This is a genomic window from Pseudoalteromonas sp. 2CM39R (genome assembly GCF_023161845.1).
Window position 1 is genome coordinate 225,267 of record NZ_JALNTM010000008.1, and the last position, 24,293, is coordinate 249,559.

Below are 24,293 nucleotides of genomic sequence, written 5' to 3' on the forward strand. Positions count from 1 at the left end.
AATTAGTTTTTTTCCTCGTCTGCATTTTCTGCAGTTTGCGATTTTTCTAGCGAATATGCAACACGTGCTTGACGTTGGTGCTCAAGAACTAATGCGCCAATACGCTGCTGTTGTAACTCACGTAAACCTTGCTCTGCATTTTCTAATGCAGGTTGCTCTGATGAGTAACTTACAGGAGAAGCCATACCTGTTAATGGTACTGTTTGTAATGTTGGAATATCACTTTGCGGTGACTCGGTGTTTTGTGGCAATGTTTGTACGCCCACAATCGCAAACATAGCAACACTAGCAGCAATGGCCACTTGAGCAAATGGACGACGCCAATTAAATGCTACCACGTTATCTGTGCCTGTTGCCGCCACGATTTCTTCGCTTTTTGGTGCCGTTGTTTTATTCGCGAAATCTGCGTAAACAGGTTCTTGCTCAAGTGATTCTGCCACTGCATCTGCAATGTCAAAATTAAAAGCGTTGTTATTTGCCTCAGCACGCATTACATCACCAATCATTGCGTAACGACCAAATGTAGATACATCGTCGTTTGTGATCGCTTGATCAGTTAACTGCTGCTCGCCGTCAAGTAACGCGGACAACTGCTCATTATCCAACTTGTTAACGTCTGCTTTTGTCATACTAAGACTCACCTATTAATGGATTCAATTTATTATCAATCGCCTCACGGGCACGGAAAATACGTGAACGCACCGTTCCCACAGGGCAATCCATAACCACGGCTATTTCTTCATAGCTCATACCTTCAATTTCACGAAGGGTAATCGCGGTTTTAAGATCTTCAGGCAAACTATCAATCGTATTAAAAATTACAGCACGTACTTCGTCACTTAATAACAGGTTTTCTGGCGATGCGTTTGAACGCATTGCATCTGCACTGTCATAAAATTCTGCTTCTTCGGCATCAACATCGTTAGCTGGGGGTTTACGACCCTGCGCAACTAAGTAATTTTTAGCACAATTTACGGCGATACGGTACAACCAAGTATAAAAGGCGCTATCACCTCTAAAGTTAGGTAAAGCACGGTAGGCTTTAATAAAAGCTTCTTGTGCGACATCAGCAACATCACCTTGGTTTGATACATAACGTGAAATCAAACCTGCAATTTTATTCTGATATTTTCTAACTAATAGGTTGAAGGCGTTTTTATCTCCTTGCTGGACCCTTTTAACTAGCGCTAAATCCAAATCCTGCTCGCTCATTCGAGCCGGTACTCCTCTGTTTGATTCTTGCTTGCTATTCATATACTCGCCATTGTTTACACAAACTCTGACTGCACCATGAATATAAAAGTTCAGTTTAAAATGATTTTTTTATAAAATAGCACGCAAATAAATTGAGTCATACCAATCTTATTACACGACAACTTCAATAACTGCTTAAAAATCAACGGTTATCTAAATTGAATTCACAATTAAAAACAGCTAACAATAAACTGTTTATGTGACGATAAAACTAATAAGATTGGTATAACGTATTAAAATGACTAATAGTGTTAAAGCAAATATGGTACATATACGTATACCACATAAAAATTTATTTGCTCAAACTTTTGGCACTACTAGCCGAGCATTGTAACCGCAAAGACCACAGACATGAACCAAAATAAACATCACATTACTGATGTCGCTATCATTGGCAGCGGCGCCGCTGGCCTTTCTCTTGCTTTATCGCTTGCTAATTACTGTAAGGTGACAGTACTTAGTAAAGGCGCATTAACTGAAGGTTCTACCTTATATGCTCAAGGTGGTATTGCAGCAGTATTTGATAAAAAGAATGACAGTATTGAATCTCATGTTGAAGATACACTCGATGCAGGTGGCGGATTATGTGACCGTGATGCGGTTCACTACACAGCAAGCAATGCTAAAAAATGTTTAAAATGGCTGATTGAGCAAGGCGTACCTTTTGATATGGAGTTCGATTCAAAAGGTAAAGAGCGTTTTCATTTAACTCGCGAAGGTGGTCATAGTCACCGCCGTATTTTACATGCCGCCGATGCAACTGGCCGAGCAGTGCAAACAACCTTAATTAGCCAAGTACAAGCACACCCTAACATCACTCTGTTAGAAAACTACAATGCCATCGATTTAATCACAGATAAAAGCTTAGCCAAAAAAGGCAAGCATGTTCACGGCTTGTATGTGTGGAACTGTGTTGATAAAAAAGTTGAAACTATCGCTGCTAAGTTCGTGTCACTGGCAACAGGTGGCGCAAGTAAAGTGTATTTATATACTTCTAACCCTGATGTATCGAGTGGTGATGGTATCGCAATGGCATGGCGTGCAGGGTGCCGTGTTGCCAATATGGAATTTAACCAATTCCACCCAACAAGTTTGTATCACCCAGAGCTGCAAAACTTTTTGATCACAGAAGCAATGCGCGGTGAAGGTGCGTATTTAAAACGCCCTGATGGCACTCGCTTTATGAAAGACTTTGATGAGCGCGAAGAACTTGCCCCTCGCGATATTGTTGCTCGTGCTATCGATTTTGAAATGAAACGCCTTGGTGCGAACTGTGTGTACCTTGATATTAGTCACAAAGACAAAGACTTTATCATTGAACACTTCCCAACTATCTACGCAAAATGCTTAAGTGTTGGCCTCGACATTACGAAAGAAGCCATTCCAGTGGTGCCTGCTGCACACTATACCTGCGGCGGTGTTATGACCGACTTTAATGGCCGTACAGATTTAGATAACTTATACGCTGTTGGCGAAGTGGCTTATACAGGTTTACATGGCGCTAATCGTATGGCGAGTAATTCGTTACTTGAATGTATCGTGTTTGCCCATGCTGCCGCGAAAGATATTCTGAGCAAAATCGATGCAAGCCCTGCCCTTGAAGCCTTACCACTTTGGGATGAAAGTCGCGTAACTAACTCAGACGAAGAAATCGTTATTACCCACAACTGGCATGAACTAAGATTATTTATGTGGGATTACGTGGGTATTGTACGCTCAACAAAACGCTTAGAGCGTGCGCTTCACCGCGTTGAATTACTGCAGCAAGAGATTCACGACTATTACGCAAACTTTAGGGTTACAAATAACTTATTAGAACTTCGAAACCTAGTGCAGGTTGCAGAGCTTATTATTCGCAGCGCCCTTGAGCGTAAAGAAAGTCGCGGTCTTCATTACACGATTGATTACCCAGAGCAAAACGAAAATCCAACGCCGACAATTTTAACACCTAAGTCGGTTGCTGCACTGCAATAATTGCACGCTTTAAGCGCGAGAAACTTTCTTCATCAACACTGGCTGAGCTTATAATCAGCCAGTGTGATTGATAAAACCCAGCCAATTTAAGCACCACAAAATTAGCAAACACATAACTTTTAGCTGTTATCTGACCTTGTATTTTAAGTTTGTCGTTAACAAACCTGAGCTCTTCTTGCTCTAAAATTATAAAACCCTTTTCAGGCTGTGCTTGTTGGACTTTTTTAAAACTAAGAAAGGCTAAGAAAAAGCACGCTAAACAAGCTAAAAGCTGAGCGAAAACATGCTGGTAAACAAAGCATAATATGATGGCTGTTAAGCAAAAAAAGACCACAAAGGGTTTGTGGTCTGGGGTGTTATTTGTAACGGTAAATCTATACACGAACTCGGTCTAAAATTAATGTGACCATACCGTTAAGCTCTGGGTCCTTGCACTCTTCATGACCCATGAACCATGCGAATAAATCAGGATCATCGCACTCAAGTAAGCGTTGAAAAACGGCTTGCTGTTCTTTTGATAGTGAGTCAAACGCTTCTTCAACGAATGGCATAAATAAAACATCTAGTTCTAACATACCGCGACGGCATGCCCAACGAATACGTTCTTTACTGTGAATTTCAGTCATTTTAAACCTCGTACTTATTTGTCTGCAGTTTACCAAATTGCTATCGAATAAACAGCTATTTAAATTGCTACCCTAACTAAGTTATCATTAGCGCTCATTCATATCGTAAAGAAGGTTTTTATGTCGACTGTTTACGCATGTCCTTTATCTTATTCACTTATTAGCCTAACTGGCAAAGATAAGTTGTCTTACCTTCACGGACAAATTACGCAAGATATCAACAAATTAACTGATGATAACTTCCTTTGGGCTGGCCACTGTAATGCAAAAGGCAAGCTTTGGGGTGTGTTTAGGTTGTTTTCACACCTTGATAGCTATTACCTTGCGGGCTCAAAACCTGAGGTAGAGCAATCGCTAGTCGAGTTAAAAAAATATGCGGTATTTTCGCAAGTAGAAATTCAGCAATCTGAAAAGCCGCTAATTGGCTTACTAGGTGATGACCTAACAGCGACTCTAGAAACCTTAGCAATTAATTTTGACGATGAGCACAGCGCAGTCGATTTTGCTGGCGGTAAAGCGTTAAAGCTTGCAGATAACCGCGTATTGCTTATGGTCAACGAAGAATTTAGCTTACCTGATAACGTCACAGCCCTTGATGATGACGCGTTATGGCAACAGGCAGCTATTGCCGCTGGCGAGCCATCTTTAAACAGCGACGCTATTGGCGAATATGTACCGCAAATGGTTAACTTACAAGCGCTTGGTGGTATCAGTTTCAGAAAAGGCTGCTACACAGGGCAAGAAACCGTCGCTCGTATGAAATACCTAGGCAAAAATAAACGTGCTATGTATATAGTTTCGGGCAAAGCTGAATGCTTACTTGACGAGCTTGAGCTTGAAACACAAATGGGCGAAAACTGGCGCCGTGCTGGCAAGCTTATTAGCCAAAGTTTTAATCAACAAACGCAAACCTTAATGGGTCTGGTTGTGCTTCCTAACGACAATGAAGCAGGCCAAATTTTGCGAGCAAAACACCTCCCTCAGGTAGAGTTATCTATTCAAGCTCTGCCTTACTCTCTCGAAGATGAATAAATAGGAATGACTATGATCGTAGCAGCAAACAAAGTGGTAAAAATGCATTATTCAGTATTGGATAATAACAAAAACACCATCGACAACTCTTTCGATGGCGAGCCACTAGTGTTTATCGTTGGCACGGGTTTCTTAATTCCAGGCCTCGAAAATGCGCTATTAGGTAAAGAAGCGGGCGACACATTCAGCGTAACCGTTGAGCCAGAGCAAGGCTATGGTGAGCGTCACGATGACCTAATGCAAGCAGTGCCAAAATCAATGTTTGAAGGTATGGAAATTGAAGTTGGTATGCAGTTCCGCGCTACGACAGACGCTGGCGACCAATCAGTGATGATCATCGAAATTCAAGACGAAGACGTTATTGTAGATGGTAACCACCCTCTTTCAGGTATTACCCTTCATTTTGATGTTGAGGTACTTGAAGTACGCGATGCAACTGAAGAAGAATTAGCACATGGTCATGTGCACGGTGAAGGTGGTTGTGGTCACAGCCACTAAACCATTACTATAAAAAAAGCGCCATTGGCGCTTTTCTTATATACCCAAACCACCTCAAGATGCGAGTTTCAGTTGGAATTAAAAGCGATTTAGGCAAGGCATTGATTGCAAGTAATAGTGGTTCTATTGTTAAAATCAATAACGCAGTATAAATCGCTTTTAAACCAACCCTTTGGGCGCTTCACAGGCACTTACTCTCATCGTTGTTACTTCTTAAAAGGGACTGCCATTCTTGCAAAGTAACGCCTTGATATTAAGCACCTGTGAAACGCTGAATTCTGCATCTTGAGGTGGCTTGGGTATATCACATTTGTGCCTATTCGACTACTTCTTCTGTATCCACAGAAGCGTCTGTCACAGGTTCAGCAATATGCTCTCTAAGCGCAGCAAGTAAGCCTTCTTGGTCATTGGTTCCTAAGCGATAGTGCGTGCCATCTTTCATCGCCAATTCGACAGCACTAAATCCAGATACACTGTAAACCCAGCCATCATGCGTGATACGCAGACCAATACCATGACGAAATGAATTACTTACCGCTCGAACAGATTCAATCTCATCAAAAGTCACTGTTTTACCAAATACACCCGGACCGAATGCCCAGCTTACTGTTTTATCGCTCACTTTAATCGTTAAGCCATGAAACAAAAAGGCCACCAGCACTAAGATAGCGCTAAACACCATAAGAGGAATATCTGCACCAATTAAGTTCCAAGCTAAGGTAATGAAGGCGCCAATCCAGCCTAAGATAACAAAAATAAAAATAGCGTACTGTTTATGTTGATACATTCTGAAGTATTCTCTTAAAAGCTATAAACAAAGGTTGCACTCAGCTCAGAATCGTACTTGAGCTTATCTTCCTCTGGTTTTGAGTTATAGCGATACATGTAAGTAAATTTGAGTGATACATCACCCATAATTTTGCTGATCAGGGATGTTTCTGACTTTAAACGCGAGTTTAACCCTGACAATGATTGTTCATAACTGACATCTTGATTAAAGCGAGTTCGAGCAGAGACCGTACGCTCCCACTGCAGCGCTAAACGAAGTAGATAACCGGTTTTTGTTTCATCTTCTTCTGTGTCTGCATCTTGATCAGCCACCGAACGGTATAACCCCGGCCCCACATCGATATCGACTTTATTCTTGCTGCCTTGGTATATGCGATTACCGTAACCAGTCGCTATGGTACTCTTAAACTCAAGACCACTAAACTTATCTCGCTCATAGTCACCATAAATGAAAAATGATTCATTTTTCACATTTAGCTTATAGTTACCTTGGCCTGATACAAAAATACGGTCAGCAGAGACTTCTTCATCGCCGGTTTCTTCATTACGGTCACGTTTGTATAAAGTATCGAGCTTAAATTGGTTACGCCACTTTTCGAAATCTTGGTATAGGTTACCTTTAAGTTTGAAGCTGGTTGAGTTGGTATTACCGCGGCTTACCATAAAACCAAACTCCATATCGCCGTACAGCAACTCGCCTTTATGAATTTTATGGATTTCTTCTTCTGATAATTGCCCGTATTCATGGAAGTCTTCAAACGGATCAACAGCAAAAGCCTGCCAACTACAAACTAGCAGGGCGGGCAAAATAATTCGTTTTATTGAATTAAAACAACTAAAAGTAGAGTCAAACATCGGCTGGAGAGTTATTCGCTATCTTTCCAAAGAATGTGGCAAAACGGTGCATCTTTGTCTCGGCTAATTAAAATTTTCGCAAACAAGATATCTTGATTGTCGAATTCAAGTCCTACTAAGACTTGTACAAATAGCTCAGGTTCAATTTCTAGTGCAACAAAATCTTGCCACTGCTCGTCAGGCTCACCTTCTTCAATAAAGCCAAGCTCTTCTCTGTGCTCGTTAAAATCAGCAATATCTTGCTCGCTTAAATTATCAGGCGCTAATTCTAAAAATATATCATAAGCCTGATGAGTTACTTCTTCTTCACTGTATAAGCGTGGACCAGCCATTCCTTAAACCTCTGCACATATGTGTCGCTTTGAATCTAGCTATGATAACAAACCTCTTTTGAGTTTTACCAAAAAAAAAGCCAGGTTGCCCTGACTTTTTTGTAATTAATAACAGATTTTACTCAGCACTTGCTGTGCCTTTTATTTTTTCGCGCATTGATTGCACGAGCGTATAGAATAAAGGAACAAGCAAGGTGCCAAAAATGGTTGCAGCTAACATCCCGAATAACACGGTAATACCGAGCGATATTCGACTCCCCGCCCCTGCGCCACTTGCAAACACCAGCGGTAATACGCCAAGTACAAACGACAGTGCCGTCATCAACACCGCTCTAAAGCGTAATCTTGCCGCGTTAAGAGCCGCTTCAAAAATACTTTTGCCTGCCGCACGCTCTTCCATAGCAAATTCAACAATCAAAATGGCGGTTTTGGTGGACAGGCCAATCAGTAGCACTAAACCAACCTGCGCATAAATGTTGTTTTCCATACCAATTACATACAGCGCAAGCATGGCACCAAATAATGCCAGCGGCACCGCTGCAATGACTGAGAACGGAATTGTCCAACTTTCGTATTGCGCAACCAAGAATAGATACACAAATACGACCGCTAAGCCAAATAAGATTGGCGCCATATTGCCTGCTTCAATCTCTTGTTTAGATTGCCCAGCCCACTCGTACACATAGCCAGTTGGTAATCGCTCAGCCAACTCTTGCATTGCTTTAATCGCGTCACCACTGGCATAACCCGCCGCAGGTTGTCCGCTAATGCTTGCACTACGATATAAGTTAAAGTGCGTTAAACTTGTAGGGCCAAGAATTGGCTCAAGTTTAGCCAATGTAGTGAGCGGCACCATTGCCCCTTCATCATTACGCACGTAGTAGTGCTGTAAGTCTGCGGGGTTTTGACGAAAACGGCTTTCCGCCTGCATGATGACGCGGTAAGTGCGACTGAATTGGTTAAAGTCATTAATGTATAATGAGCCCAGTTGCGCCTGTAAAGTTAAGAAAATATCGCTAAGCGCGACCCCTTGAGCTTTTGCCTTATTACGGTCAATCTCAAGAAAATACTGCGGCACATTAGCTCTAAATGTACTGTAAACATTTGAAAGCTCTGGGCGCTGGTTCGCTTCATAAATCAAACCATTTAGTACTTGAGCAAGCTCTGCTGGCTCACGCCCTTCACTGTCTTGTAACCTAAACTCAAAGCCAGCACTTGTACCAAGTCCAGGTATTGAAGGCGGGTTAAAGGCCATGATTTGCGCATCAGGCATCGCCCAGAACTGACCCATTAAGCGCGTTAGTACCGCTCGTAAACCAAGTTCAGGGCTAGTTCGTTCTTCCCAGTCTTTAAGCACTACGATACCAAGCGCATTATTAGAACCCGCACCACCGAGTAATGAAAAACCAGAAACCGCAATAAAATCGGTTGCAGCTGGTTCATTTTTAACAATATCACCCAGCTTATGCATTACATCTTGGGTACGACCGCTTGCTGCCGCATCTGGCAGTTGCACATCAACAAAAAGAAAGCCTTGGTCTTCTGCTGGTACAAAGCCTGTAGGCACCGTTTTTACCAACCAACCTGCAGCAGCAAAAATGACCACTGCAAACAATGCCATTCTTGCTGTACGTTTGAGGATAAAGTTAATCACTTTACTGTAACTATTGGTTGAGCGGGTAATGATGTTCTCAAATGGTGCTAGCCATTTAATCGGCTTCATGGCTTTTTCACTTAACAATAAAGCACACAAAGCAGGGCTTAATGTCAGTGCATTTAAAGATGAAATGAGTACTGCAAATGAAATCGTCACCGAGAACTGTTTATAAAGCTCCCCGGTTATTCCCGGCATAAAGCCTACAGGCACAAACACCGCAAGCAATACTAAGGTCGTTGCCACTATCGGCCCCGATACCTGCTCCATCGCTTTGGTAACCGCTTCTTTAATTGGTAGCTTTTCTTCTTTAAGTATTCGTTCAACGTTTTCAATAACAATAATGGCATCATCTACCACAATACCGATTGCGAGCACTAAACCGAACAAGGTTATTAAGTTGATGGAGTAGTCCATCATCATCATAAACGCGAAAGTCCCCACCAAAGATACCGGAATAGCCACCGTTGGAATGAGCGTAGCGCGCCAATTTTGTAAGAATAAAAACACGACTAAAATAACTAAGCCAACCGCTTGAACAAGGGTTACAACTACTTCGTCAATCGAGCGATTGATAAATTCTGTAGTGTCATAAGGAATTGAGTACTCAACACCATCAGGTAGCTGTTTAGCAAGCTCAGCCATACGTGCTTTTACATCAGCTGCCACTTGCGTCGCATTCGCTTCTGTTAGCTGATAAATAACGATGAATGCTGTGTCTTGCTGGTTTAACTTTGCTGTTGTGCTGTAGCTTGCTGCACCTAATTCAATACGGGCAATATCGTTTAGGCGCACAAAGTTACCATCTTTACTCGAGCGAATAATGGTTTGACCAAACTCTTCTGGGGTTTTTAAGCGCCCTTTGGCCTGAATCGAATATTCAAATTGCTGGCTCGGTGCTGAGGGGGCAGCCCCCAGTTTACCTGCTGCTACGATAGTATTTTGCTCTTGCAGCGCAGCTTGAACTTCTGACACAGTTAAACCAAGTGATGCCATTCGATCAGGACGTAACCACAAGCGCATTGAATAGGTTTGTTCACCCATTACCTCAGCTGATGCAACCCCATTAATACGGCCAAGAGGCTCGGTTAAATAGTTGGTTGCATAGTTACTTAAGAAAATAGCGTCGATATTTTCTTGGTTAGAGTATAAGTTGATACCGAGTAGCATTGAGCTCGACTTTTTCTTAACCGACACACCTTGGCGTTTAACCTCTTCAGGTAAACCTGCTTCAGCAAGTGCCACACGGTTTTGCACGTTAACTTGGGCAATATCTGTATCTGTGCCGACCTTAAAATACACAGTTATATTAGCCGTGCCGTTATTCGACGATGTTGATTCGATATACATCATATCTTCAACACCATTAACCTGCTCTTCTATGGGCCGGATCACCGACTCTTCAACTATTTGTGCACTTGCACCAGGGTAACTAGCACTAATTTGAACTTGCGGAGGGGTTATTTGCGGATACATATTCACTGGCAGCAAAGCCATTGAAATTAAACCCGCAATGGTAATAACAATCGAAATTACCAAGGCAAACTTTGGGCGAGATATAAAAGTTTTACTGATCATATCTCACTCCTAAGAGTTAGCTTTGCTAGAAATAGTGCCGGTTGTTTCATCGACATTTTTTTCAACTGCTTTCACTTCAGCGCCTTGGCGAACTTTTTGTAAACCTTCAATAATGACTTTTTCACCAGCCTCTAAACCAGACTCAACCACCCACATCGCATTAATACGACGACCCAGTTTAACAATCCGCATAGCCACTTTGTTTTCGTCATCAACAACGAGCACAAACTTACCTTGCTGGTTTTCTTGTACCGCTACTTGAGGAATGAGTGCCAAGTCTTGTTTATTGGTGCTTTCAACGATCAAGGTAACAAATAAGCCCGGCATGACAATGCCATCCGGGTTATCAAAAGCGGCTCTTAGCTCAACCGTGCCTGTGTTGCGGTTAATTTTGGTATCAGCAAAATCAAGTACGCCTTTATCAGGGAAGGTCGAATTATTCGGTAAGCGTAAAGTTAAATCGATTGGCACATCACGAGGGTCTTTATCTGACGGTGTCTGATGTTGCTGGCGATAAGAGATGTAGTCAGCTTCTTCAACCTGAAAACTTACATAAATTGGGTCAACATCGGTCAGCTCTGCAAGTTCATTGGATGATGGCCCAACAATATTCCCCACATCATAGTTCACTTTACCAATACGCCCTGCAAACGGCGCACGAATTTCGGTATAACTTAGATTGAGTTTTGCTTTTTCAAGCTCAGCTTCTGCGGCTTTAACAGCTGCGCTGGTTTGCTCAAAATTAGTGGTTAGTTTATCGAGGTCTGATTGTGAAATAAAACCTTGCGCAGCCACATCTTTGCCGCGTTTTAAATCACGTTCAGCGGCGCCCGCTGCGGCAATTTTACTTTTTAAGTCAGCTTCAGCTTCTGCCACAGTAGAGCGGTACTCTGATGGGTCAATACGCAGTAAGAGCTGATCTTTTTCAACCGATGAGCCTTCATTAAAATGACGTTCAATGAGTTCACCCTCAACTCGGGCTCTAATAGCAACCTCTTGGAATGCTTCAGTACGCGCGACAAACTCTCGGTAATTACCAACTTCTTGTGTGACGACATTAAATACTGATACGGCCGGTGGCGGCGTAGCTTGTTGTTGTGCTTTATCATCTGAACAGCCAACCAATGTGGTTGTTAATGCTACAGAAATTGCAGCAAAGGCCAAAGAACGAGATGATTGTTTAGTTATGCGAGCTGTTTTGCGCATCAGCATATTTTTACTCCTTGTAGCGCGACTTAAAGCTAAGTCTAGTCGTGTCATGGGATTTTGCGAAAGTATCTAACTAATCACAAAATCAAACTAGCGATGAACTAGCATCTTTGTTTTAAAAATATACACCAATTTGTAACTAAATATATGACAAGGTTACCCATTTTTGGAAAATATTATGATTCTTTGCGACACATCAGCAATTCTTTACTTAGTTGTAATTAACTCGTAAGCTCTAGCAAACAGGTCAGAGGAGTTACCATGATAAAACTAGAAATAAAACAACAAGTCGCATGGGTTAGCCTTGCTCGTCCCGAGAAACAAAATGCACTCAGTTTTGCCATGTTCGTCGAGCTTTCAAACGTAATCAAAAAAATTAAAGGCGATCGCAGTTTACGTGCGGTGGTTATCTCTGGTGAAGGCGAACACTTTTGCTCTGGACTGGATGTTGCTGCGGTGATGAAAAAACCAAGCAATATCATCAAACTTTTATTCAAGTGGTTACCAGGAAACCAAAACTTAGCGCAAAAAGTGGTGCTAGGTTGGCAAGACTTAAGTATTCCGGTGATTGCAAAAGTGACCGGACACTGCTTTGGTGGCGGTATGCAAATCGCACTCGGTGCTGATTATCGCATCGTCGATAAAAACGCTAAATTAGCGATCATGGAAGCTCGTTGGGGCTTATGCCCTGATATGGGGGCTAACGTGGTGCTTGCAGGTTTAATGAAGCGTGACCAAGCACTTTGGTTAGCAAGTCATGCAGGGCCAGTCTCTGCTGAAGATGCTAAGGAGTATGGCTTAGTTACACAGCTCACTGATGACGTTGATAAACAAACCGATGCCGTATTAGAAACCCTCATGGCACGCTCGCCAGATACTCTGGCAGCAATTAAACGAATTACTCAGCAAAGCTACCGTTCACAACAGCGTAAAATTCTCGCTAAAGAAACCTGGAGTCAAATTCGCTTACTAATGAACCCTAATACTAAAAAGGCGATTGCAAAGGCGAAAGGTGCAGAGGATATCAAGTTTAATAATGCCAAATCATGGTAAGCTAAAGTCGCATAGTACAACTGACAAGGGTATGATGTAGTTGTACTTTATTCGCAATTATCCTGACTTATGAAATACCTTATCAGTAGTGTCATTATTCTTACCTGCTTAGCCGTTGCCAAGTTTTTAACGGCTTTGCTTGAAAGCTCTTTCCCTGCCCCATTACTCGGTATGGTGTTACTGCTCGTGCTACTGTTAACGGGCCTCGTAAAAGAACAACATTTAAAACCAACAGCCAGTCCTTTACTTAATTACATGCCGTTGTTTTTCATCCCTGCTGGGGTTGGCATTATTGAGCACCTAGGTTTAATTTCGCAGAACTGGCCTTTATTACTGACTATTTTTATTGTCGTGCCACTGACCAGTGTTTTACTCATAGGCGCTGTTATCGCCTATTTTAAGGGCCGCGAAAATGACAGTTAATTTATGGTGGCTCTGCGTTCCTTGCATTATTGCGCTTTTCTTAGTGCTGCGGTTTTTAAACGCGAAAACCCAGCATGCCACTGCCAAAGCGCTTAGTAATCCTGTGTGCTGGGCAATTGTGTTAACTGCAGCGATGTTAGTAGCACTAAAGCTTCCTTATGAGCCTTTTGCCAAGCACAGTAAAGTTTTAAGCTGGTTGCTTGAGCCTGCCATTGTGGCATTGGCTTTACCGCTTTATCAGCAATTTATCCATGTAAAAAAGAACCTACTGCTAATCCTCATAAGTTGTAGCTTAGGGGTGATCAATGCCACCTTGGTCGCCTCGCTAATATGTTATTTTTTTGCAGCCCCTGCACAGTTAAGCGCATCCCTAGCAAGTTTATCTGTAACAACACCCATCACCTTGTTAGTAACAGAGTCACTAGGCGGCATCCCTTCTTTAGCAGCAGCCATGGTGATTTTTATTGGCGTACTTGGGGCTATATTTGGTAATTTGATTTTCTCGCTGATAAATATCCGAAACTCCCAAGCAAAAGGTGTTGCCATTGGTACCGCTTGCCATGCCATTGGCACAGCATCATTAATTAGTGATCAGCCAAAAGCAGGTGCCTTTGCCTCTGTGGCGATGGCATTAAGTGCGCTTCTCAGCGCTATAATCGTGCCAATACTCTATCCTGTTATTCAGCATGTTCTGGTATAGTCAGAATTCGCAGTAACCTTGTTAGGAAAACACATGATTGACTCAGAAATACAGCAAGTCGAAAAATACTACAATCTGATCATGGAATATTTGGTCACCTACAGTATGCAAATTTTAGGTGCCATCTTAATTCTATTTATTGGTTTATGGATTGCGCAAAAAGTATCGAATATGGTTGCCGGCCTCATGCAGCGTCACAATATCGATATTACCCTCACCAACTTTATCAGTAATGTCATTAAAGTATTGCTGATCATCATGTTCTTGGTTATTGCCCTTGGCAAAATTGGTATAAGTGTGACCCCATTTGTCGCTGCCATTGGTGCTGCATCACTAGGTGCTGGTTTAGCAATGCAAGGCATGCTTTCAAACTATGGTGCGGGCCTTGCTATCATTGCAACAAGGCCATTTGTTGTTGGCGATACCATCGAAGTAAAGGGCGTCAGCGGACAAGTTAAAACCATTGAGCTTGGTCACACAATTTTGATTAACGAAGAAAAAGTCGAAATCACCATTCCTAACAAACATATTGTTGGTGAGATTTTACATAACTCGTTTAGCTATTCATTAGTTAAAGGTGAAATAGACATCGCTTATGATGCCAATGCAGACCTCGCTATTGAGCTTATCGAAAAAGTGTTAGACGAGCATGAACTAGTTAGTGACTCTCCTCATGCACAAGTCGGTATTGAGCGTTTTGCTGAGAGCGGTGTTACCCTGAGCTATCGCTTTTGGGTACCAACCACCAAAATTATTGAGACCAAATTAGCGGTTAACCGCAATGTATTTAAAGCAATTCAAGGGGCGGATATCGAAATTCCTTTCCCACAACGTATTGTTACCCTCCATCAAACTAATGATAAAGGCGCTTAAAGCGCCTTTTTTGCAGCTCATCGACAGAGATTGTGTTTGTTCAAAAGATTGTAGTACAATTTAAATGATAACAATTACTATCATCAATTAACGTCGGGCTATTTTTACCATGAGTAAACGTCTTTGGTTCCAACTACATGGTTGGTTTTCGCTCCCAGTATGGGTGCTATTTTGCTTTATCTGTGTAACAGGTACTGTATCTGTGATAAGCCATGAACTTACTTGGCTGACCAACAGTGAAGCACGTGCAAACAACCCAAATGATTTGCCTGCTCTTGGTGTTGATCAAGTTATTAATAGCGTTGAGAAAGCCTACCCGACTGCCGATGTAATGAGTGTACTCACTTATGAACCTTACCTGGTTAATGCGGTTATTTTCACTGATACCGACAAACCTTATGCTGTCGCTTACGTCAATCAATACACCGGCGAAGTACAAGCGGTTAATAACACTATCTCATTCATTGAATTTATGCGTACCCTGCATGGCTGGCTATTCTTCCCTTGGCAAGAAGGCTACAGCGTAGGTTACTACCTCGTCAGCGCTATGGCTTTTGTTATTTTAGGTGCACTAGTAACTGGTTTAGTGATTTATAAAAACTTTTGGCGCGCATTTAGTCAGCCAAAACTACGTTTTAACCAAGGTAAAAAAACCTTTCTTAAAGATTTACATACCCTAAGTGGCGTTTGGTCAATTTGGTTTATGGCAGTAATGGCACTAACAGGCCTGTGGTATTTAGTGCAAGCCATCATGTGGCATAACGAAATAGACATAGAAGAGCATGCACCGCTCGTGGCGGTTTCAACTTTACCTGCGGATAAACAAACACCACCAACCGACTTAAAAGCGGCACTGGCTATTACCAAAGAGAAATACCCAGATTTCAAACCTAGCTATGTGATGCTGCCAGAGCATAACCGCGGCATGTTTAATATCATGGGCAGTGGCGATACTATTTTCTACGATAACTACGCTTACTCAACTTCAATCAATCCTTGGACAGGTGAAATTGCAGCAAGCAAGAGCCCAGAAACCATGTCGGGATTACTCACCCTTTCACACATCGCCGATCCGCTGCATTACGGAAATATTGGTGGTCTGTGGACAAAGTTTATTTGGTTTATCTTTGGTTTAATTTTAAGTGGTATGTCGATCACTGGCTTTATGATGTATGCCGCTAAATTAGTTAATAACAAACCAGCAAAAGCGCGCCAAACAGCGCCAGTAAATAACGTTCAGGAGGCAAACTAATGGCTCGTTTACAAGCAACTTGGTGGCAGCGTAAAAAGTATATTTTGCATGCTGTGATACTAGCTTTGCCTATGTGGTTTATTTATCAGTCATTAAACCCTCAGTTTCCTGCACTGTGGCAAGAGCAACAAGCGGGCGAATTTAAAATCGCCCCGATGCCGCTAAATGAAGATGCCCCGTACTCACACCACAATGAGTATGTGAAAGATTTTTTTATCGCCTTTAATCAAGGTGACATAAGCAATGTTCGTCAGGCGTATTTAAACATTGGCCAAGCGCCTTTAGCACTAACGGAGTTTGCTAAAGATGAAGAAGGCATAATGCATGGCACCAATCATGGTCAGCACGCCCACGCGATAGCTCCTAAAACCATCTCAGCAGATGATAAACTGTGGATCACAATACAAACTTGGCAAGGCCAACTGCATACCCTCAAATGGGATATTCCCAGCCAGTTTATTACTCAATAACATCCGAAAAGCCACTCACTGAGTGGCTTTTTTGTATCTCAGCTAAACGCTAAAGTCCCTTACAAAACAGTTAAAAGTAAAATTTTTGTTAATTATTTTTATCGATCACCTTTACAAAAGTAATAATATAATAAAGTATTATAAATAGTTTTCATTTGCACCATTATACCAATTCGCTTAATTAAGTGATCTATTTTGAGGCAATAAAACCTCGTTGATAGCAAGGCAAAAATTTCGTTATTTAGTTGTTCTAAATCAGAAATTTTTAACGCAGATAGCGACAGGTTTAATCCCTCAAAATGATTAAGTATTATTGCGGATTGGTATTACTCTTAAGAGAGTTGGTGTTGATCAAAACTCATCCAAGGAGCAGAACACACAAGGAAAGCTCAATAACAATGATTTGGAGACACAATGATACTTTCAAAAAAAGCCCTAGCTGCACTCAGCTTGGCAACGACACTCATACTGCCCAATGCTTATGCGATTGATAATGGCGTATACACCATTAAATCAAAGTACAGTGCTAAATTTGTTGAAGTAGCCAGCGCGCAAACCAACGATGGTGCAAATGTTAGTCAGTGGGCTGACACTAATCACGACACCCAGCGCTGGTTAATCACCAACATAGGTGGCAGCAACTATTCGGTTATTAACTTAAATAGTGGTAAAGCCCTCGAAGTGTTTGACTTCTCGACTGCCGATGGCGGTAATGTGGTGCAATATGAGTACGCTGATCTTGCCAGCCAACACTGGCAAATTAATGAGGAAGGTAGCGGCTATTACAGCTTCATTAACGATCACAGTGGTAAGGCACTCGACCTTTATGCTTTTGATGGCAACGATGGCGCGAATATTAGCCAGTGGAGCTATAACGGCAGCGATGCACAGCAGTGGCAGCTAACCAAGCTTGCTAATGTTGAATCAACCCCTTGGGATCCATCCACAACTAATGGCGCTGCAGATCACTGGCCACTTACAGGTAATTTAGTTACCCACGATCCAACCCTTGGCTATGAAAATGGCACTTGGTGGGTTTTTCAAACAGGCCCTGGTATTTACGGTAAATATTCAAGCAACGGTGTAGATTGGAATGATGCACAACCAATTTTCTCAAATGGTTTAAGCTGGTGGAGTAACTATGTGCCAGATCATGATGGAATTGATGTCTGGGCGCCTGAATTAAAAAGCTACAATGGTCGTAGCTGGCTTTATTATTCGATTTCGACCTTTGGTTCACGTGTAAGCGCTATTGGTCTTACCTCAGCAAGTAGTGTGGCAGCGGGTGATTGGCGTGATGATGGTTTAGTAATTAACACGACCAATAGCAATAATTATAACGCCATTGACCCTGATCTGGTGGTAGCAAAAGATGGTGCACCTTGGCTTGCCTTTGGCTCATGGAATTCGGGTATTAAACTAACGCGTATTAACCCAATGACCATGAAACCATTTGGCCAAATCTACTCTTTAGCAAGTCGCTCTGGTGGTATCGAAGCACCTACCATAGTGTATCGCCAAGGCTACTACTATTTGTTTGTTTCAGTTGGCAAATGCTGTGATGGCACGAATAGTACTTACCGTATTGCGTATGGTCGCTCTAGTGACATCCGCGGTCCATACCTAGATAAAAATGGCACCGACATGTTAGCTAGCGGCGGGAGCATTCTTGATGCGGGTAATAGCCAATGGGTAGGTCCGGGTGGACAAGACATTTTAAATACCGATGTGATTGTTCGTCATGCTTATGATGCAGGTGATAATGGTACCCCTAAATTACTCATCAGCACCCTGAATTGGGATGCGAACGGTTGGCCTAAATACTAGTTCTCCCCACTAAGCGCGTGCAAGCGCGCTTTTTACAATCTATCTAATATACTGCGAACAAATTCAGAATTAAGAATCTGAGTTACTGCCCCGCTACACCATAAATAGGCACGTTGAATAGGATAACCTTTAAAAATCCAACGCTTACGCACATGATTAAAGTCGTGCAAATAATCAGCCTTTGCTTGCGGTAACGAGTCTTTGGCTAACTTATGCCATGCTTTATAAACCCCACTCATATCGGCACCACGCATAAAACGCTGTAACCAGCGAGGAAAGCGTGCAAAGCGAATCGCTGACTGAAAATCAATAATGTAAGGCTTGCCGTCTTTTGAACAAATCACATTACCCAAATTACGTAAGTCGAGGTGCACCACGCCGCGGCGGTGCATTTTTGCTACCAAACGCTCAAACTCTTTAAAGAATTCACCCGGTAAATGCTGCTGTTGCAAAGCAAGCTGGCGAAGTGGTGTGCCTTCAATAAAATCATAAGCAATAGCAATTGATGACAAACGACAAAAGTTATCGACCACTCCGTCTACGTCTTGCAGGCGTGCCAGCCCCTTGTACTCTTGATTAATAAAAAGCGGCGCGATGGTTTTTCTCACCCACCATGGGCTGTGCTGAAAATCTTTAATAATTAAATCAAATTTCGCGTCTTTATAACGATAAACAATGGCATTGGCAAAGCGGCCTGTGTGAACAACCGACAAACCTTCTGGGCTAAATTGATGAGCTGGAAATTGAGCGTGAAGCTGCGCAAGCAAAGATGATTCAAACATAACAACCCGGACTTGTTAAAATTAAATGCCTAGGCAACTATATTATCAAAATGCGTCTACACCGACAATGTACCGCTTAGAGAAATTTATGCTTTTAAATTATGAATAGCTCTAAACAGTAAGCTTGCGAGTTGCTCTTGCTCATCATCAGAGAAGCCTGTGAGTGCTTTGCGATAGATATCATTTACAGTGGGTAAAATTTCCGGGTAAAGCTGTTGGCCTTTTTCTGTTAGGCATAAAAGAGTTGAACGGCGATCTTCAACTGACTGCTTTTTAGCAACTAAGCCCTTGTCTTCTAAACGAGAAAGTAACCGACTCATGGCACCGCGATCATACATCATGTGCTCACAAAGCTCAGCCAAGGTATTTACTTTACCACGCGCAAGTAGCACAACCACAATGTACTGAGCCGAGGTTAGCTCTTTATCCTCTAAAGCATTATCAAGATGAGTCACTAGGTTTGAACGTAAGTAAGAGACTAAGCGACCTAAGTCTTGCACGGGATCTAAATCTTCAATACAGCACTGGCCAATTGATGCAGGTTCTTTCATATTTCCTCTAAAGCGGTTAATAGCAATTCATAGACAGTTAATCGGAAAAATAATTCAATCCTGTTAGATTGCTTCAACGGCTATGAATAGTGTAGCGTGAAGAAGCGTACTAACTGTCGGGGGCGTTATGCTAACTAAACAACATATTATCAAGTATTTATCTCTTACAATACTGCTACTTCTTTGTTGGCTAGAGCATTATAACCATTTCATTATGCGCTTTATCGACAGCGCCCTTGTGCAATCAACCCTAGTGTACGCTTCATCACGTACAGTTAATGCTGCTATATCGTTATTGCAATCAGCCGAAGTGGGCATTGGTATTGCGAGTATTCAGCCTGCACAGCTTCTCGACCCAGTAAATGACTTAGCTGAATACATGTCGGATGCCATGCGCCTAGCTATAGGGTCATTATTTTTACAACGCATTTTATACACCATTTCTTCTGGGGTTATTTTTAGTGGAGTATTTACTCTCTCGGTAGTCACTTACTTTATTTGTGAATGGCGTAACTTCTTACCCAACTTGCGTCATAAAATTATGGCAAGCCTAATTTTAATTCGCTTTTTAGTGCCTGCAGTAGTACTTACAACAGGTCTTGTTAGCCAGATATTCTTAGATGAGCAAATAAACCAGCAAAGTGAAATCGTGAGCGAAAAAGTCGAGACAGTGAATAGCAGTGCAAATAACACCTCTGCCCTATCAGCCAAGCTAAAAGCCGAGGTCGATAGTGAAAAACAAACCATCTTCGACAAGCTCTCGCTATTAAATGAGCAGCAGATTAAAAACCACCAGCGAGCCACTGAGCTCAAAGGTGATTTAGCAGAGGTCGAAACCCAAATAGAAGCGATTCAAGCAACCCGCAGCTTGTCTGAGCGACTGACCTTTACTGAGCTTGAACAAGCCAAGCCATTACTTGATAAAAAGCAGCAATTAACAGCGCAATTTAATACAGTACTGAACCAGCAAAGACAGCTGAACCTAGACAAAGACGCCTTAAACGAACAACTAGAAAATCTTAACGCATCACTCAATCAAGACCAATCGTCGCAGGTGAGTAAAATTATCGATACCGTCACCTCTGGCATAAGCAACATGGTGGCTGCCGTCGAAGACTTATTTATCGACTTTTTGAATATCTTGTCTCTACTGATTTTAAAGCTGTTATTAATGCCGCTAATATTCTTATACCTATTTAACAAAGCCTTTAAGGCCATTTGGCAACGCCGCTTTATGGACGTAGTAATGCAAACAAAGCAACTGGCTGTTAATCGCTGATATTTCAGCTAAAGTTATAAACCTAACTCGTTTTTAAAGGATATAAGTATGACTGAGCAACGCCATAACCACATTCCCCAAGAAGCTTTCGATTGGTACGATGAATACGCCCATGGCTTAATGGACCGTCGCACCTTTATGAAAAAGCTGGGTGGCTTAGCTGCACTTGGCTATTCAATGGCAATGCTAAGTAGCGCTTTACTGCCAAACTACGCATTAGCTGAGCAAGTATCCTTTAATGACCCTGATATTAAAGCCAGTTATAAAACCTTTGATTCGTTTAAAGGTCACGGCGAAGGTAAAGGCTATTTAGCCGAACCCGCTAATTTAACGGGTAAGCACCCAATAGTGTTAGTGATCCACGAAAACAGAGGCTTAAACCCTTATATTAAAGATGTTTCTCGCCGCCTTGCCAAAGCCGGTTTTATTGCCTTTGCGCCAGATGCATTACACCCTCTTGGTGGCTACCCTGGCAATGACGATGAAGGCCGTGCCATGCAGCGCTCTATGGATAAACAAAAAATCCAACAAGACTTTATCGCCGCAGCAGAATACATAAAAAGACACCCAAATAGTAACGGCAAACTTGGTGCGGTAGGCTTTTGCTTTGGTGGATATATGGTTAACTACCTAGCAGCAGTTGATAGCAAATTAATTGATGCGGGCGTGCCTTATTACGGCACTCCTGCCGTTAAAGAGCTCAGACAAAATATCAAAGCCCCACTACTAGTACACTTAGCCGAGTTTGATAAACGCGTTAATGCAACATGGCCAGAATACGAGAGCGACTTAAAAGCGCATCAAGTGCCTTACACTATGCACATGTATGAGCAAGCAAATCATGGTTTTCATAACGACTCTACTTCTCGTTATGATGAAAAACAGGCGGAGCTTTCTTGGCAACGCACATTGGCGTTTTTCAATGAGCAATTGATTTAAACAGAGCAATTTCATACACTCTCGAAAAAATTTTAGGCTAGAAAAGAGATGGAATCGCAAGTCAGTTATCGCTTTGACTCACAGCAAACCGCCAATCGGTTTTTAAACAAGCTTAAGCACTGGTCGGTGGCTAAAGTCACTGCGAGTCTTTGCCAAGGCGGTTATGGCGTAAAAATACGCTACGAAGTCGATACCAGTGGTTTTGATTACACCCTTGCAGAGCTTGATGATCTAGCAATGCAACACGAAGGCGAAGAAATTTAATTCTTATACTCTAGTATTCTAGGCATAAAAAAACGGCTAACTAAGGTTAGCCGTTTCATTTTAAAGCCGAGCTTATAATACGCTACTTATAAATCAAAGCTGCGTGAAATAGACGCGACAATTCGCTCGTCTGCGTACTCAGAATCAATGCTGGTATTCTCACCTGCGATTTCAATATTAAAGCCCGCATAGCTCGTTTGATACGCTAAACGATAATGCTTGTATGACTTATCACTGCCATCCCAGCTAAATTTATCGCCATCTAATGAGTTCGATACGTCAAAGCTGGCACGAATTGCATGGTTTGGCGCAACCTCAAATGTGTGCGCTACCATGTAAATTAAATGGCCTGCACCAGTACCAAAGTAATCCCAAGTATACCAAAAGTTAAGCTCTACTTGACCAATGCTGCTGGCATAACCAAATTTCGAATACACTTCAGGGTAGTTGCCATCGCTTGAGTAATCTTCACCATGGTAAGAGTAATAAGCAATACCATAATCAACACTAAGGGCGTCAGTTAACTCAGCATAGTTACCAAAATACGCATCCCACTCGATGTCTGTGCCATCGCCAAAATCTACATTTGAAGCCCAAGTACCTACATACATACCTGAATCTGCAAAGGCATAATCTAAGCTGCCCTGAATCGCTGGGTCATTCATAGTTTGGCTTACACCATTGAAGGTGTAATCTGATGCCAATGTAACCGTAGTCGATAAGTCAGCCATGGCTGATGTCGATAGTAATGCCAATGGCAACGCTGCTGCTAATACTGTTTGTCTTGTTGTCATGTTGGTTTCCCTTAGCTAACTGTTTCTATTTTTGTGTAATCTAATTTATTGTCTTTTGGTGAGCCTTCGATATTTTTCACTGTTTTTAACTTGCTGTAGCCAATAAACGCAGCACAGCCGAAAAATAACGCAATAACGAGCGCACCAACCCATTGGATCTGTAAAAAGTCGAACTTAAACAGCAGGGTTAACAATGAAAGCGCCACCACATTTAAGGCAATATAATTAAATTTACCTAAACGTTTCACCGTTAAGTTTAGGTTATCTGTGTATAAACGGATCAAAGAATCAAGTGAGTTGATCACAAACACCACACCAACAAACACCATAGCGATGTTTTTCATGCCTGCTGTTGCAATACCCGCTTCATGATATTGATACAAAACACTAAACCAGATAGCGATTGGAATAGACGGGAAAATCAACATAGCTGCAAGCACTTGGTAAGTTTTTAAACCACCCACAAAGCGCGAGGTAAATTGGCCGATCATGATGCTCCAAGCAAACCACCAAAACAGATAGAAGGCATGGTAATCATTCAGCGGTAATATAAATTCATTGATATTGCCAAAGTAACCGCCGATCAACGCAAGGTTATCAACAAATGCTGATGTTTGTGCATCAGAACCAACAAAGGCACCGAACCACATAAATGCGATTAAAGCGATAAACAACCAAGTAGTAGAAATACTTAAAAAGCGTACATACTTAATGTCTGTGCTCGAATAAACAGCAAAACAAATCGCTGCAAACACCATTAAGTAGAATGTCGGAATAATTGACTCACCATCACCAAGTGACGGCAAATACCAAGGTAAATTCGACAGCAGTAAAAATGCAGTAAATGCGCATGTACCAATAATAACGATGTTATTAATTAGTTTTACCCAAGCAATTTCAAAGAACTTTACTTTGGGTTCTATTACACAGAAATAAAAACACGTAAGGAAATAAAATCCCCAGATCAAGAAGCCCCAATAACCAAATTCAATGGCTAGAGGATTGGCAAACGCATACTCTGGGCTTGCTTTTATGTCTGCATAACCTGCAAACTCTGTCAGTGGAAACATAATCAAGCCAACGTCTAGGCCCGATGTAAATAAAATTGCAATGAACGTAAACGTTCTAACCGGTGTGACGCCAACACACCTAACCGTACCCCATTTAAATAAAATAACCGCAATTGCTAACAGGGTAAAAATGATGCCAGCACTAAGCCAAAAGGTCATAGTTACCCCCCCAAAATAAGTAATAATACTTCATTGTTTCTCCAGTTTTATTCCTC

The 24,293-nt window shown here is 42.0% G+C and carries 26 protein-coding genes; 13 read left to right on the plus strand and 13 right to left on the minus strand.

Going from position 1 to position 24,293, the window contains the following annotated elements; translation table 11 throughout:
* Window positions 1-2 precede the first annotated feature (2 nt).
* The gene (locus MTF66_RS19125; protein WP_054562254.1) at window positions 3-629 is read right to left on the minus strand and encodes a sigma-E factor negative regulatory protein; all 627 of its coding nucleotides are present in this window, start codon (window positions 627-629) and stop codon (window positions 3-5) included.
* 1 nt (window position 630) lies between these two features.
* A complete protein-coding gene (gene rpoE, locus MTF66_RS19130; RefSeq protein WP_036969086.1) occupies window positions 631-1,212 on the minus strand; it encodes an RNA polymerase sigma factor RpoE in 582 nt (193 codons plus the stop codon).
* A 393-nt stretch (window positions 1,213-1,605) separates the two neighbouring features.
* On the opposite strand from rpoE, the gene nadB reads away from it, so the two are divergent.
* A complete protein-coding gene (gene nadB, locus MTF66_RS19135; protein WP_054562255.1) occupies window positions 1,606-3,228 on the plus strand; it encodes an L-aspartate oxidase in 1,623 nt (540 codons plus the stop codon).
* Here the strand turns inward: nadB and MTF66_RS38660 are convergent.
* Window positions 3,203-3,610 (minus strand): protein YgfX, encoded by a 408-nt coding sequence (locus MTF66_RS38660; RefSeq protein ID WP_374237564.1) that lies wholly within the window; start codon window positions 3,608-3,610, stop codon window positions 3,203-3,205. The two genes, nadB and MTF66_RS38660, sit on opposite strands and share 26 nt — an antisense overlap.
* Entirely contained in the window at window positions 3,603-3,854 is a 252-nt protein-coding gene (locus tag MTF66_RS19140; RefSeq protein ID WP_054554329.1) for a succinate dehydrogenase assembly factor 2, read from the minus strand. Before MTF66_RS19140 ends, MTF66_RS38660 begins: the two co-directional genes overlap by 8 nt.
* A 120-nt stretch (window positions 3,855-3,974) precedes the next feature.
* On the opposite strand from MTF66_RS19140, the gene ygfZ reads away from it, so the two are divergent.
* A complete protein-coding gene (ygfZ, locus tag MTF66_RS19145) occupies window positions 3,975-4,886 on the plus strand; it encodes a tRNA-modifying protein YgfZ (RefSeq protein ID WP_248527979.1) in 912 nt (303 codons plus the stop codon).
* Window positions 4,887-4,898: 12 nt separating this feature from the next.
* Window positions 4,899-5,384: a peptidylprolyl isomerase gene (locus MTF66_RS19150; RefSeq protein ID WP_054554327.1), complete on the plus strand. Its 486-nt coding sequence runs from the start codon at window positions 4,899-4,901 to the stop codon at window positions 5,382-5,384.
* Window positions 5,385-5,700: 316 nt separating this feature from the next.
* Here MTF66_RS19150 and MTF66_RS19155 read toward each other — a convergent pair whose 3' ends face one another.
* The 5 genes from MTF66_RS19155 to MTF66_RS19175 all read right to left on the minus strand — a co-directional run bounded on the left by MTF66_RS19155 (window position 5,701) and on the right by MTF66_RS19175 (window position 11,804).
* Complete coding sequence (locus tag MTF66_RS19155; RefSeq protein WP_248527980.1) at window positions 5,701-6,171, minus strand: hypothetical protein; 471 nt, start codon at window positions 6,169-6,171, stop codon at window positions 5,701-5,703.
* A 14-nt stretch (window positions 6,172-6,185) separates the two neighbouring features.
* Entirely contained in the window at window positions 6,186-6,980 is a 795-nt protein-coding gene (locus MTF66_RS19160) for a YdiY family protein (RefSeq protein WP_374237565.1), read from the minus strand.
* 59 nt (window positions 6,981-7,039) lie between these two features.
* Window positions 7,040-7,360: an HI1450 family dsDNA-mimic protein gene (locus MTF66_RS19165; RefSeq protein ID WP_054554325.1), complete on the minus strand. Its 321-nt coding sequence runs from the start codon at window positions 7,358-7,360 to the stop codon at window positions 7,040-7,042.
* Window positions 7,361-7,478: 118 nt separating this feature from the next.
* Window positions 7,479-10,592 carry an efflux RND transporter permease subunit gene (locus tag MTF66_RS19170; protein WP_248527982.1) on the minus strand — a complete coding sequence of 1,038 codons (3,114 nt, stop codon included), beginning with the start codon at window positions 10,590-10,592 and terminating at the stop codon, window positions 7,479-7,481.
* Between the two features lie 9 nt (window positions 10,593-10,601).
* Window positions 10,602-11,804, minus strand: coding sequence for an efflux RND transporter periplasmic adaptor subunit (locus tag MTF66_RS19175; RefSeq protein ID WP_248527984.1), 1,203 nt, complete (start codon window positions 11,802-11,804; stop codon window positions 10,602-10,604).
* 258 nt (window positions 11,805-12,062) lie between these two features.
* On the opposite strand from MTF66_RS19175, the gene MTF66_RS19180 reads away from it, so the two are divergent.
* The 7 genes from MTF66_RS19180 to MTF66_RS38520 all read left to right on the plus strand — a co-directional run bounded on the left by MTF66_RS19180 (window position 12,063) and on the right by MTF66_RS38520 (window position 18,399).
* On the plus strand, window positions 12,063-12,854 hold the full coding sequence (locus MTF66_RS19180) for a crotonase/enoyl-CoA hydratase family protein (RefSeq protein WP_248527987.1): 792 nt from the start codon (window positions 12,063-12,065) through the stop codon (window positions 12,852-12,854).
* Window positions 12,855-12,923: 69 nt separating this feature from the next.
* A complete protein-coding gene (locus MTF66_RS19185) occupies window positions 12,924-13,277 on the plus strand; it encodes a CidA/LrgA family protein (protein ID WP_055020672.1) in 354 nt (117 codons plus the stop codon).
* Window positions 13,267-13,977 (plus strand): LrgB family protein, encoded by a 711-nt coding sequence (locus tag MTF66_RS19190; protein WP_248527989.1) that lies wholly within the window; start codon window positions 13,267-13,269, stop codon window positions 13,975-13,977. The genes MTF66_RS19185 and MTF66_RS19190 overlap by 11 nt, the downstream gene beginning before the upstream one ends.
* Before the next feature lie 33 nt (window positions 13,978-14,010).
* A complete protein-coding gene (locus tag MTF66_RS19195; RefSeq protein WP_248527992.1) occupies window positions 14,011-14,850 on the plus strand; it encodes a mechanosensitive ion channel family protein in 840 nt (279 codons plus the stop codon).
* Between the two features lie 100 nt (window positions 14,851-14,950).
* Window positions 14,951-16,102 carry a PepSY-associated TM helix domain-containing protein gene (locus MTF66_RS19200; RefSeq protein ID WP_248528077.1) on the plus strand — a complete coding sequence of 384 codons (1,152 nt, stop codon included), beginning with the start codon at window positions 14,951-14,953 and terminating at the stop codon, window positions 16,100-16,102.
* Window positions 16,102-16,572 (plus strand): hypothetical protein, encoded by a 471-nt coding sequence (locus MTF66_RS19205; protein ID WP_058586470.1) that lies wholly within the window; start codon window positions 16,102-16,104, stop codon window positions 16,570-16,572. Before MTF66_RS19200 ends, MTF66_RS19205 begins: the two co-directional genes overlap by 1 nt.
* Before the next feature lie 414 nt (window positions 16,573-16,986).
* Entirely contained in the window at window positions 16,987-18,399 is a 1,413-nt protein-coding gene (locus tag MTF66_RS38520; RefSeq protein ID WP_282454140.1) for a family 43 glycosylhydrolase, read from the plus strand.
* Between the two features lie 32 nt (window positions 18,400-18,431).
* On the opposite strand, the gene MTF66_RS19220 is transcribed toward MTF66_RS38520, so the two are convergent.
* Window positions 18,432-19,181, minus strand: a complete 750-nt coding sequence (locus MTF66_RS19220) for an RIO1 family regulatory kinase/ATPase (protein ID WP_248527995.1) — start codon at window positions 19,179-19,181, stop codon at window positions 18,432-18,434.
* A gap of 86 nt (window positions 19,182-19,267) precedes the next feature.
* Entirely contained in the window at window positions 19,268-19,732 is a 465-nt protein-coding gene (locus MTF66_RS19225) for a MarR family winged helix-turn-helix transcriptional regulator (protein WP_062566738.1), read from the minus strand.
* 127 nt (window positions 19,733-19,859) lie between these two features.
* Here MTF66_RS19225 and MTF66_RS19230 point away from each other — a divergent pair, with 127 nt between their 5' ends.
* The 3 genes from MTF66_RS19230 to MTF66_RS19240 are packed head-to-tail and all read left to right on the plus strand — an operon-like array spanning window position 19,860 to window position 22,214.
* On the plus strand, window positions 19,860-21,011 hold the full coding sequence (locus tag MTF66_RS19230; protein WP_248527998.1) for a hypothetical protein: 1,152 nt from the start codon (window positions 19,860-19,862) through the stop codon (window positions 21,009-21,011).
* A 48-nt stretch (window positions 21,012-21,059) separates the two neighbouring features.
* Window positions 21,060-21,950, plus strand: a complete 891-nt coding sequence (locus MTF66_RS19235) for a dienelactone hydrolase family protein (protein WP_248528000.1) — start codon at window positions 21,060-21,062, stop codon at window positions 21,948-21,950.
* Between the two features lie 48 nt (window positions 21,951-21,998).
* Window positions 21,999-22,214 (plus strand): hypothetical protein, encoded by a 216-nt coding sequence (locus MTF66_RS19240; protein ID WP_054562273.1) that lies wholly within the window; start codon window positions 21,999-22,001, stop codon window positions 22,212-22,214.
* Window positions 22,215-22,300: 86 nt separating this feature from the next.
* Here MTF66_RS19240 and MTF66_RS19245 read toward each other — a convergent pair whose 3' ends face one another.
* Both MTF66_RS19245 and MTF66_RS19250 read right to left on the minus strand, forming a co-directional pair.
* On the minus strand, window positions 22,301-23,008 hold the full coding sequence (locus tag MTF66_RS19245) for a TorF family putative porin (RefSeq protein WP_062566735.1): 708 nt from the start codon (window positions 23,006-23,008) through the stop codon (window positions 22,301-22,303).
* 11 nt (window positions 23,009-23,019) lie between these two features.
* A complete protein-coding gene (locus MTF66_RS19250; RefSeq protein ID WP_248528001.1) occupies window positions 23,020-24,237 on the minus strand; it encodes a BCCT family transporter in 1,218 nt (405 codons plus the stop codon).
* Between the last annotated feature and the right edge of the window lie 56 nt (window positions 24,238-24,293).